The 10289-nt window shown below is 64.9% G+C and carries 12 protein-coding genes; 6 read left to right on the top strand and 6 right to left on the bottom strand.

All coding sequences use genetic code 11. The features are described from left to right. Positions 1-174 precede the first annotated feature (174 nt). Positions 175-1458: an HNH endonuclease signature motif containing protein gene (locus K0O64_RS21300; RefSeq protein ID WP_071942617.1), complete on the top strand. Its 1284-nt coding sequence runs from the start codon at positions 175-177 to the stop codon at positions 1456-1458. Here K0O64_RS21300 and K0O64_RS21305 read toward each other — a convergent pair. From K0O64_RS21305 to K0O64_RS21315, 3 genes are read right to left on the bottom strand one after another with little or no spacing between them, the layout of a single operon-like run. After that, positions 1455-2753, bottom strand: a complete 1299-nt coding sequence (locus K0O64_RS21305; protein ID WP_071942615.1) for an acyl-CoA dehydrogenase family protein — start codon at positions 2751-2753, stop codon at positions 1455-1457. The two genes, K0O64_RS21300 and K0O64_RS21305, sit on opposite strands and share 4 nt — an antisense overlap. Positions 2754-2772: 19 nt before the next feature. Beyond that, on the bottom strand, positions 2773-3546 hold the full coding sequence (locus tag K0O64_RS21310; RefSeq protein WP_071942613.1) for an enoyl-CoA hydratase/isomerase family protein: 774 nt from the start codon (positions 3544-3546) through the stop codon (positions 2773-2775). Further along, a complete protein-coding gene (locus K0O64_RS21315; RefSeq protein ID WP_225933770.1) occupies positions 3546-4760 on the bottom strand; it encodes an acetyl-CoA C-acetyltransferase in 1215 nt (404 codons plus the stop codon). The genes K0O64_RS21310 and K0O64_RS21315 overlap by 1 nt, the downstream gene beginning before the upstream one ends. Before the next feature lie 147 nt (positions 4761-4907). Between K0O64_RS21315 and K0O64_RS21320 the strand changes: the two genes are divergently transcribed. Continuing rightward, complete coding sequence (locus K0O64_RS21320; protein WP_071942609.1) at positions 4908-5321, top strand: Rv2576c family protein; 414 nt, start codon at positions 4908-4910, stop codon at positions 5319-5321. Here K0O64_RS21320 and K0O64_RS21325 read toward each other — a convergent pair. Continuing rightward, on the bottom strand, positions 5237-5923 hold the full coding sequence (locus tag K0O64_RS21325) for a TetR/AcrR family transcriptional regulator (RefSeq protein ID WP_071942607.1): 687 nt from the start codon (positions 5921-5923) through the stop codon (positions 5237-5239). The genes K0O64_RS21320 and K0O64_RS21325 overlap by 85 nt on opposite strands. A 139-nt stretch (positions 5924-6062) precedes the next feature. Here K0O64_RS21325 and K0O64_RS21330 point away from each other — a divergent pair, with 139 nt between their 5' ends. Continuing rightward, on the top strand, positions 6063-7340 hold the full coding sequence (locus K0O64_RS21330; protein WP_071942605.1) for a cytochrome P450: 1278 nt from the start codon (positions 6063-6065) through the stop codon (positions 7338-7340). Positions 7341-7383: 43 nt separating this feature from the next. Here K0O64_RS21330 and K0O64_RS21335 read toward each other — a convergent pair whose 3' ends face one another. Continuing rightward, positions 7384-7758, bottom strand: a complete 375-nt coding sequence (locus K0O64_RS21335; RefSeq protein ID WP_425574839.1) for a hypothetical protein — start codon at positions 7756-7758, stop codon at positions 7384-7386. A gap of 194 nt (positions 7759-7952) precedes the next feature. On the opposite strand from K0O64_RS21335, the gene K0O64_RS21340 reads away from it, so the two are divergent. From K0O64_RS21340 to K0O64_RS21350, 3 genes are all read left to right on the top strand, one after another. After that, positions 7953-8729, top strand: coding sequence for an Rv1363c family protein (locus tag K0O64_RS21340; RefSeq protein ID WP_156909709.1), 777 nt, complete (start codon positions 7953-7955; stop codon positions 8727-8729). A gap of 134 nt (positions 8730-8863) precedes the next feature. Beyond that, positions 8864-9319, top strand: coding sequence for a hypothetical protein (locus K0O64_RS21345; protein ID WP_071949668.1), 456 nt, complete (start codon positions 8864-8866; stop codon positions 9317-9319). Between the two features lie 2 nt (positions 9320-9321). Next, positions 9322-9777: an Rv2576c family protein gene (locus K0O64_RS21350; RefSeq protein WP_071942600.1), complete on the top strand. Its 456-nt coding sequence runs from the start codon at positions 9322-9324 to the stop codon at positions 9775-9777. Positions 9778-9781: 4 nt separating this feature from the next. Here K0O64_RS21350 and K0O64_RS21355 read toward each other — a convergent pair whose 3' ends face one another. Next, positions 9782-10285: an Rv2253/PknI dimerization domain-containing protein gene (locus K0O64_RS21355; RefSeq protein ID WP_156909708.1), complete on the bottom strand. Its 504-nt coding sequence runs from the start codon at positions 10283-10285 to the stop codon at positions 9782-9784. Between the last annotated feature and the right edge of the window lie 4 nt (positions 10286-10289).

A 10289-nucleotide genomic window follows, 5' to 3' on the forward strand; every position in this document is an offset into this window, starting at 1 on the left:
CGCTGATAGCGGGCCGCAGTCGTCTCAGTGATTGCTCTGCGTTCGGCCAACGTCAACCCCATCCACTGGGCCTACGCGCGCATTTTCAATGAGGCAACGAATCCCCATTTCGCGCGCATTTACGACGAGTCAACGCGCCTCTTTCTGTCGTATGGCCGGCGTAGTGTTTCGAACATGGGTTCGATCGATGCGGCGTTGGATGCGCTCGAAGAAGCGGTCGAACTCCTGGGCGCCGCCGATATCGACGAGCTGCCCGCGCCGGAACGATTTGCAGCGCTGGCACGGTTCGAAAAGGCAATCCGTCAACAGGTAGCCATCTCCCATGACCAGACCACGCATCTCGAACAGTACGAGGGCTGTCCACCGATCCCAATCGTGTTGGCTGACGTTTTGCGGATCAGCCGTTCCGCCGCCAAACGCCGGGTCCGTGACGCCGAGCAGTTGACGCCTCGGACGACATTGACCGGCGAAGTGCTGGCCCCGCTGCTGCCCGAAACTGCCAAGGCCTGGGAAGCTGGCCATCTCGATGGCGAACATGTCCGGGTCATCCAGAAGTTTTTCCGCGACTTGCCTGATCATCTCGGGCCGGTCGAGATCGAGAAGGCCGAGCACACCCTGGCCGAGCATGCCCAAACCATGCGCCCGGACCAGCTGGAGAAGATTGCCGATCGGCTGGCCACTCACCTGAATCCCGACGGCACGTTCTCCGAGGAGGACCGGGCCCGTAAGCGTGGCTTCGCCTGGTGCGGCGGTCAGCGCGCCGACGGTATGAGCGTCGGGAAGCTGGTGGCCGATCCAGAGCTACGGGCGATGCTCGATGCGTGGTTGGCGAAATTCGCCGCCCCAGAACCAGACGATCTGCGCAGCCACCCGCAACGCCAGCATGATGCGCTGGCCGCTTTGGTGCGCGGTCGGCTCGGCGATCCAAAATTGGGGCAGCACAACGGACTTCCGGTCACGATGATCGTCACCACCACCCTGCAAGAGCTCCAGGCTGGAGCTGGGCATGCGGTCACCGCCGGTGGGACTCTGATCCCCATCACCGACATGATTCGGATGGCGACACCGGCCAACCATTACCTGGCCGTCTTCGACGGGGTGACCGGCCAATCACTGTGGCTCGGCCGATCCAAACGTCTGGCCTCAGCCGATCAACGAATCATGTTGCTGGCCAAGTACCGCGGCTGTACCGCGCCCGGATGCACGGTTAACGGCTATAACAGCCAAGTCCATCACGCTGCCAAAGACTGGAAGCACGGCGGCACAACCGACATCGATGACCTCACGCTCGCGTGTAAATGCGACAACCTGCTCGTCGAAAACGACGGATGGACCACCCACCAACTCGCCAACGGCCAAACCCACTGGACCCCACCACCCGGCGTCCCGCTCATCGGCGGCACCAACACCTACCACCACCCCGAACGCTTCCTGCCTCACAGCGACGAGAAGGACTAGTCGCGCGGGATGCCGGCCAGCTTGTCGGCGAACTTCTCCTCGGCGGCGGCCCGCAACCGCAGAAGGTGTTCGGACGGAAAGAGATCCGGCGCCGGTTCGCGGTTCTTCAGCAATAGTCGGGCCAGAGTCACCTTGTGCACCTCGGTGGGCCCGTCGGCCAGGCCCAGTACGAACGACTCGGTCAGGTACTGCACGAACGGCATCTCGTGGCTGGTGCCGAGCGAACCATGAATCTGCAAGGCGCGTGCCGAAACGTCATGCAACACCTTCTGCATCATCGCCTTCACCGCCGAGATGTCGGCACGCACCGCCTTGTAGTCGTTGTACTGATCGATCTTCCACGCGGTCTGCAAGGTCAGCAGCCGGAACGCCTCGATCTCCATCCAGGAGTCGGCGACCATCTCCTGCACCATCTGCTTGTCCGCCAACACGCTGCCCTGGGTGTACCGCGACACCGCCCGCTCGCAGATCATGTCGAATATCCGCCGCACCAGGCCGACGGTCCGCATCGCATGATGAATCCGGCCGCCGCCCAGGCGAGTCTGTGCCACCACGAAGGCGCCGCCGCGCGGGCCGAGCATATGATCGGCCGGCACCCGAACGTTCTCATAGCGCACGTACCCCTCACGGCCACCACCGCCGAGCGGCTGGTAACCCAGGCCCACGTCACGCAGCACGTTGATGCCGGGTGTGCCACCGGGCAGCACGAACATCGAATACCGTTCGTACGGTGCGGCATCCGGATCGGTCATGGTCATCACGATGATGAAGGACGCCTTCGAGGCGAACGACGAGTACCACTTCTCGCCGTTGATGACCCAGTGGTCGCCATCCTGCACGGCGGTCGTCTCGAATATCTTCGGATCCGCACCGCCCTGCGGTTCGGTCATCGAGAAGCAGGAGATGATGCGGTTGTCCAGCAGCGGCTCGAGGTAACGCTCCTTGAGCTCCGGTGTGCCGTAGTGCGCGAGGATCTCGCTGTTACCCGAGTCCGGGGCCTGCGAACCGAAAACGATTGGTGCACATTCTGATCGGCCGAGGATCTCGTTGAGCAGCGCCAGCTTCACCTGGCCGTAGCCCGGTCCGCCCAGGTGTGGGCCCAGGTGGGTGGCCCACAACCCGCGCTCCTTGACGATCTGCTGCAGCGGTGGAATCAGCGCCTGGCGTACTGGATCGGTGAGGTCGTGCGACTCCTTGACGATGTAGTCGATCGGCTCACACTCTTCGCGGACGAACTCTTCGACCCACTTGAGTTGATCCGCCCACTCCGGGTCGGTGGAGAAATCCCAAGACATACGTTGACGTCCCTTCCGGTTAGGACCATCTGGATCTGCGGGCGGCCGTGTCATCGGTCGCGTGGCTGAGCACCTGATTGCGGTTCTCCAGTTCCAACGCCGGGCCCAGGCCCGCGGCCGCGATGTTGACTTGCAGCGCACGTTTCGTCAGCTGAACACCCAGCGGGGCCAATTCCGCCACGCCGCGGGCGATGTCAATGGATCGCTCGACCAGTTCCTCGGGAGCGACCAGTTGACTGACCAGACCGCGGCGATCGGCCTCCTCGGCCGACACCGTGCGACCTGTGAGCATCCAATCGGCGGCAACCCCGGCACCGACGATGCGCGGTAGGTGATAGCTCATGCCCATCTCCGCCCCCGACAACCCCAGCAGGATCGCCGCATTGCCGAATGTCGCTGCGGTGGAGCCGATCCGGATGTCCGCAGCCAGGGTCAACGCCAGTCCGGCACCCACACACGCACCGTTGACGGCCGCGATCACCGCCTGCGGCAGGTCGGCGACCGCGCGCACCAGGCCCGCCATCGCCTCCTGGAATCGCAGCCGGTCGATGGCCGGGGCGCTGGCGTCGAGCATGCCTGGACCGAAGTTTCGGATGTCGATGCCGGAACAGAACCCGCGCCCGGCACCGGTGATCACCACCGCATGCACCGACGTGTCGTCGGCCAGCGACGCCAGCATGCGCGCGAGCTCGTCGCGCATGACCTCGTTGATCGCGTTGAGTTGCTTCGGGCGGTTGAGGCGGATGAGCAGGACGCCGTCGGCGGGCGTCTCGAGCTCAAGCGTCTCGGTCATCAGACCCGCTCGATGATCGTCGCGGTGCCCATGCCGCCACCGGTGCACATGGTGACCAAACCGGTGGTGAGGTCGCGGCGCTCTAGCTCGTCGAGCACGGTGCCGATGAGCATCGCGCCGGTCGCCCCGATCGGGTGTCCCAGCGCGATGGCACCGCCGTTGACGTTGACCCGCTCGGGATCAAGGCCGAGATCGCGAATTGCTTTGAGCGGCACCGCGGCGAACGCCTCGTTGATCTCCCACAGGTCGATATCGCCGACCGCCATTCCGGCTTTGGCCATAGCACGCTCGGCGGCCGGGCCGGGGGCGGTGAGCATGATGATCGGTTCACTACCGATCGCCGCGGCAGCGCGCACGCGAGCGCGCGGCGTCGCACCGTGGGCCTTCGCCCACTCACCGGAGGACACCGTGACCACCGCGGCACCGTCGACAACGCCCGACGAGTTGCCCGCGTGGTGGACGTGGTCGATGCGCTCGACCTCGGGATAACGGCTCAAGCAGATCTCGTCGAAGCTGAGGTTCTCGCCGTCGGCCCGAGCCGCGCCCATGCGCTCAAAGGCGGGCGGCAGCTTGGCGAGCTTCTCCAATGTGGTTCCCGCCCTGGGATGTTCGTCCCTGTCGGCAACGACATCGCCTGCGGCATTTCGAACCGCGATCAGCGACCGGTCGAAATATCCGCCCGCGATCGCCGCCGACGCGCGGTCCTGGCTGGTCACCGCGAACGCGTCGACATCTGCCCTGTCGAAACCTTCGAGCGAGGCGATCAGATCCGCCGAAATGCCTTGCGGAACAGTCGGATAAAGCTGCCGAAAGGCAGGATTGGCGCCGTCGATCGTCGGCGAGCCGACGGTGACGTTCCACCGCGACATCGACTCCACGCCACCGGCGACCACCAACTCCTGCTGGCCGCTGGCGATCCCCGCGGCAGCCACCGTGACGGCCTGCTGCCCCGAGCCGCAGAACCGGTTCAACGTCATCCCCGGAACACTCTGCGGCCAACCCGCCAGCAACAGCGACAGTCTGGCGATGTCGTCGCCGTGCTCACCCGACAGAATGCCGTTGCCTGCGATCACGTCGTCGACGTCGGCAGGGTCGAAGCCCACTCGCTCGGCAGCCGCAGCAAGGCACTGCCCCAACAGATCCTGTGGATGGACGCCGTGCAATGCGCCATCGGCGCGACCCCGGCCGCGGGGAGTGCGCACCGCGTCGAGGATGAGCGCGTCTCTGATGGCCGGCCCCCTTCATCGGAATGCTGCTTCGCTGAATGCGAGAATTGTGTTCTCTAGCGCACTGTCGCATAGAAGGGTCCCGCACACAAGGAAACCGGCGCCGGTGCCGACTTTCCCATGTCAAACTGAGCCATGAGCTTTGTCCGGGCGGGTTCTGCGATCGCACTGGCTGCGGTGTGCGTGGCGAGTTCGTCGGCTCCGGCCGGCGCCGAAGAGCCGATGCACCAAGTCACCTACAGCGTCTTCTCGGAACTGCCGTTCCGGGCCGCGGACATCTATTACCGGGACTCCGAACCCGCGAACTGGGCGGACTACAGCCACGATCCGTATGTGTTCAGCCCGAAGGTCGAGGCCGATATCGGCCCCGGCAAGAAGTGGGTGCTCAACGTGCAGTTGGCGAACCCCGACGAGTGGGCGATGGTGGCGGCGACGAGCGGGCAGTCACCCACCCCGCCGAACATTCACTGCGTGCTTGCCGTCGACGGCGTCGTCGTCGCGGAGAACTCGGGCGCCAAGGGCGCGCTCTGCTCGCTGCGCCACTGGTGAGCTAGGCCGTCGCCGATCTGCGGCGGCCCCTCGATCTGCGTGAGGAAGCGCTCGACGAGTTCCATGGTTTCGGCGTGGCCGGCCGTCACACCCAGCGCCTCGCCGAGCATCACGACCGTCGACAACCCGGTCAACAGGATCGACCACACCACGGGCGGCACCTCGCTGGGCAGTGCCCCGTGCCGTTCCAGCGCGGTGACGAACGCCTGGCGCTGCTGCTCGCGGAACACCTCGGCGTAGCGGGACATCTCCGCACGCAGCGCCTTGCGGTGATTGGCCAGCGCGGCCATCTCCATCGTCAGCCGGCTGGCCTCGGGATTGATACCGAATCGCCACAGCGCCCACAGCGGTTGCGGCGAAGCCAGAGCGTACTGATGGGCTTCCATCCCTTGGTCGGCGTAGCGGCGGAAGATCTCCAGGAACAGGTCGTCCATCGTGCGGAAGTAATAGTGCACGAGCTGCGGTTTGAGGCCGGCCTTCTCCGCGACCCGACGCGACGTGACCGCCGCGTAGCCCTCCTCGATCAGCAGCTGTTCGGCGGCATCCAACAGCACCACGCGATTCTTCGCGTCGGGCGCACCGATCCGCCGCGCCGATGCCATGTGCCACCTCGTTCTTTCCCTGACCGCCAATCGAACACGCCGATCGTACGTGGGTCGATGGGATGCAGCCTTGACCACGCACTTTACGCCATGCTAAGCAGGTGCACAGCATTCAGCCCGCTTGGAGGAAAAAACGCATATGACCGATTTCGCGACCGTTGACTTCCTCACCGATCAGTCGCTGGTTCCCGACCCTTACCCGTATTACGACTACCTGCGCGAGCAGAGCCCCGTTCTGCGGCTCGAGCCGCACGGTTTCGTCGCCGTCACCGGATACGAGGAGGCGTTGGAGGTCTACAAGAACCCCGAAGACTTCTCCAACATCGTGGCCCTCGGCGGCCCCTTCCCGCCCCTGCCGTTCACCCCGGAGGGCGACGACCTCAATGCGCAGATCGACGCGCACCGCAACCAATTCCCGATGTACGAGCACATGGTGACGATGGATCCGCCGGATCACACCAAAGCGCGTTCGCTGCTGAGCCGGCTGCTGACTCCCAAGCGGCTCAAGGAAAATGAAGACTTCATGTGGCGACTGGCCGACCGCCAGCTCGACGAGTTCATCTCGCTGGGCCACAGCGAGTTCCTGGCTGAATACGCGAAACCGTTCTCGCTGTTGGTAATTGCCGACCTGCTCGGCGTTCCCGAGGAGGACCACAAGGAATTCCGCACGGTGCTCGGCGCCGATCGGCCGGGCGCGCGGGTGGGCTCGCTCGACCACGAGAAGATGGGCCTCAACCCCCTGGAGTTCCTGGACGAGAAGTTCTGCAACTACCTCGAAGAGCGTCGCCGCAACCCGCGCGGCGATGTGCTGACAGATCTGGCGACGGCGAAGTACCCGGACGGTTCAACGCCAGAGGTTCTCGACGTGGCCCGCACCGCGACGTTCCTGTTCGCCGCCGGTCAGGAAACCACCGCCAAGCTGCTGTCGGCGGCGATCAAGGCACTCGTGGACCGGCCCGACCTTCAGCAGGCCCTGCGCGAGGACCGCAGCCTGATCCCGACGTTCGTCGAGGAGTCACTGCGCCTGGAGAGCCCGGTCAAGAGCGACTCCCGGCTGGCGCGTCTGTCGACCAAGATCGGCGACATGGACATCAAGGCCGGCACCGTCGTGATGGTGCTGCCGGGCGCGGTCAACCGCGACCCGCGGCGTTTCACCGATCCGCACGAGTTCCAGGTCCGCCGCCCCAACGTCCGCGAGCACATCGCGTTCGGCCGCGGCGCCCACTCCTGCCCGGGCGCACCACTGGCGCGCGTCGAGGGCCGAGTGTCGCTGGAACGCATGCTGGACCGGATGGGCGAGATCACCCTCGACGAGGAGTTCCACGGACCTGCCGACGATCGTCGCTTCAGCTACGAGCCGACCTACATCCTGCGTGGGCTGGCCGACATCCACGTCCGGTTCACCGGCCGAGGCTGACGCTGCCGGGGCGGCGCCTCAGGCGTCGCCCCGCACCCGGCGCTTACGCGTCGCCCTGCACCCAGCGGGTCCGCCCGCCCGCCGCCATACACGTCAGGAACATGCCGTCGGGAGCCTGCGCGACCGAGTTCTCGTAACCCACGCAGTCGGCGTTCAGATTCTTGACGCCCACCATCGGCGGCGACCGGAAGTATCGCGGCTCGTAGCGCCGCGGTGAGCCGCAGAAGATCAACCGGCCCCAATTGTTGCGGGTGTCAACGCCGAAGACGTAGTAGGTCGTATTGCTGCACGGGGCACCGAGTTCGACGCCCGGGGTGATACCGGGAGTGCAGAACGCGTCATTGCATTCGTTGGCGTTGATCGGCGGCCCATCGGGATCCGCGGAAGCCGATGCCGGCATCAACATTCCAGCCGTCATGAGTGCAGCAAGAACTGCCACGGTCGATCGCACCCGAATACTCTCGCATATTCGGTAACCGAATTCTCCTGCGTTGAAGAAGAAACTCGGAAGAAAACCTGTCTCCCACAGAGCGGTTTTGCCTCTGTGGAATGCTGGGCGGCAGTGCTAGCGTCGCTCTTCGCCATGCGACCGTGATGGACGAGGAGGGTCCCATGCCGCCGGGCAACCGTGAATCCGAGGCTCCCGACGCCGACGACCTGAACTCCGCCGAGGCGGCGGAAGCTGCGGCCGCGGCCGCCGAGCAGCGTGCCGAGGCAGCCCGCGCGCGCGCAAACGAATTGCGCCGCAAGCTCGAAGCCTCCCGTGGCGAGGTGCCCGAAGTCTCGGGCACCGAGACCGAAACGGCCGACGAAGACGCGCCGGAGGCCGTCGAAGTCGCTGAGGCTGAGGCTGAAACGCCCGAGCCCGAGGCCACCAAAGAGGCCGGCCCGCGAAGAAAGCGTTCCTGGGCGAAGATCACCGCTGCCGCAGTCGCCATTCTGGCGATCATCGGATTACTCGGCATCACCGCAGACATGGTGTGGCAACACCGCAACGCCGAAACTCAGCGCCATCGCGTGGCGGAGTTCTCGGCCGCGGCCCGCCAAGGCGTGGTCAACCTGATGTCGATGGACTTCAACCAGGCCAAGGAAAGCGTGCAGCGGGTCATCGACGACTCGACGGGCAAGTTCAAGTCCAATTTCCAGGACGGCGCCGAGGACTTGATCAAGGCGATGACGGACGCGAAGGTCGTCACCAAAGTCACCGTCAACAACACCGCTGTCGAATCGATGGACAAGGATTCGGCCACCGTGCTGGTCGCGGCCACCTCGCAGCGCACGGGGCCGGATGCGCCGAAGGAAGATCAGCAGCCCCGGGTGTGGCGGGTTGTGATCAGCCTGCAGCGCGAAGGCGACCAGTTGAAGGTGTCGGACGTCGAATTCGCCTGACCGGCGGACAGAACGGCCAAACCCTTTCTCCGGGCAGCCGGCAGACGGTATTCTCCGAACACAAGAATGCCAATCTCGCAGCGTGCGACAATCGGGGTTGCGCACCGAGCGCGCCGAACGTGGAGGAAGCCAGCGTGAAGTCCCTCGTAATCACCTCGATGGTGGTGGCGGCAACCGTGGCCCTCGCGCCGCCGGCGTCCGCTGAGATGTACCTGGGCAATTACGAGCTGATCATGCCGGACCGCAGGGACTTCCACACCTGGGTCTTCTCGGCGGTGACTCCGTGCAAGGACGGGAACACCAACCTGCCCAACTGCATTCACATCCTCACGCTGCCGCGCCCGATCGCCAAGGCCGTCCAGAGCGTCGGTGACGCACCGCTGGTCAACAACCAGTACACCTTCACCGTCGACGACCCGTTCGGCCTTCGCTGCGGCGACATCTACTACGGGCCAACCATTCCCACCCATGACGTGTACACCTGGGACGCCAACACACTTGCCGGATCGATGGTCTCGACCTTCGATGCCGGATGCGACGGCGCCCCCGGTGGCAGCTTGACCTACCCGTTCAGCCTGAACCGGATGTGACCATGCGATTCACTTCGAAGATATCGGGCGTCGCCCTCGCCATTGCCTGCACCGCAACCGGTTTCGCTTCACCCGCGCTGGCCGACGACCCGCCCCCCGGCGCCGATCCAGCTCCTCCCCCACCGCAGATGTTCAACGTGCGCTACACCGTCACTGCCGACAAACCGGTGATTGCCGAAATCTATTACCGAGATACCGATCCCCCGAATTTCTCGGAGTACAGCCACGACCCGTATGTCTTCAGCCCCAACACCGAAGCGACTGTGGGGCCGAACAAGCCGTGGGTACTCGAGGCAACGCTGACCGATCCGATCCAGTGGGGCATGGTTCTCGTTCAGGCCACGGGTGCCTTGCCCAAGGCGGCAGCCGGCTTCAACTGCACGATGGAGATCAACGGTCAGGTGGTGAAGCGAAACAGCGGGCCCAGGGGCGCGCTGTGCTCCATTCGGAACTGGTAAGAGCCTAAGCCGGTTTCATGTAAAACGGCATCTCGATCACCGGCCACTGGTTGCGCCCGCAGGACCCGCTCGGGCCGATGACACGGTTGACGCCCGTGTACTCCTTCGCCGATCCGTCATAGTGACCGTCGGAGCCAACCGGATAGATCTTGTATTCCTGGAAGCCTTCGATCGCCGCGCCGTCGGCGCAGAAGCGCCAATTCGGGACCGTGCGCTTGACGTACCACAAGCTGTTGGTCGTGTAGATCGGGGCGGACCAGCCTGCGTCGCTTTGCACGGTTCCGGTGCACTCCGTGGGTGAGATGCACTGAGTCGAGATCGTCCAGGTTTCGCGCTCGGACGGTTGGTCCTCGTAGCGCGAGTTGACTTTTGCCCATTCGCCGTTGGACGACGTCAGGAACGTACCGTTGATGCCCCAACTCTGGTCTGCCACCGCGGGTGCAGCGCAACAGATCCCAGCCACCGTGGCGACCGCGCCGACGGCGGACAGCGCTCGTAGTACACGCATCGAC

Source organism: Mycolicibacterium pallens, assembly GCF_019456675.1.
In the GTDB taxonomy this organism is placed as follows: Bacteria; Actinomycetota; Actinomycetes; order Mycobacteriales; family Mycobacteriaceae; genus Mycobacterium; species Mycobacterium crocinum.

Bases quoted from the DNA above. Each gene is read 5' to 3' on its own strand.
- K0O64_RS21330 (WP_071942605.1), top strand. From the start codon at position 6,063: ATGACCGATTTCGCGACCGTTGACTTCCTCACCGATCAGTCGCTGGTT.
- K0O64_RS21300 (WP_071942617.1), top strand. From the start codon at position 175: ATGGGTTCGATCGATGCGGCGTTGGATGCGCTCGAAGAAGCGGTCGAA.
- K0O64_RS21340 (WP_156909709.1), top strand. From the start codon at position 7,953: ATGCCGCCGGGCAACCGTGAATCCGAGGCTCCCGACGCCGACGACCTG.
- K0O64_RS21335 (WP_425574839.1), bottom strand. From the start codon at position 7,758: ATGACGGCTGGAATGTTGATGCCGGCATCGGCTTCCGCGGATCCCGAT.
- K0O64_RS21355 (WP_156909708.1), bottom strand. From the start codon at position 10,285: ATGCGTGTACTACGAGCGCTGTCCGCCGTCGGCGCGGTCGCCACGGTG.
- K0O64_RS21305 (WP_071942615.1), bottom strand. From the start codon at position 2,753: ATGTCTTGGGATTTCTCCACCGACCCGGAGTGGGCGGATCAACTCAAG.
- K0O64_RS21350 (WP_071942600.1), top strand. From the start codon at position 9,322: ATGCGATTCACTTCGAAGATATCGGGCGTCGCCCTCGCCATTGCCTGC.
- K0O64_RS21320 (WP_071942609.1), top strand. From the start codon at position 4,908: ATGAGCTTTGTCCGGGCGGGTTCTGCGATCGCACTGGCTGCGGTGTGC.
- K0O64_RS21325 (WP_071942607.1), bottom strand. From the start codon at position 5,923: ATGGCATCGGCGCGGCGGATCGGTGCGCCCGACGCGAAGAATCGCGTG.
- K0O64_RS21310 (WP_071942613.1), bottom strand. From the start codon at position 3,546: ATGACCGAGACGCTTGAGCTCGAGACGCCCGCCGACGGCGTCCTGCTC.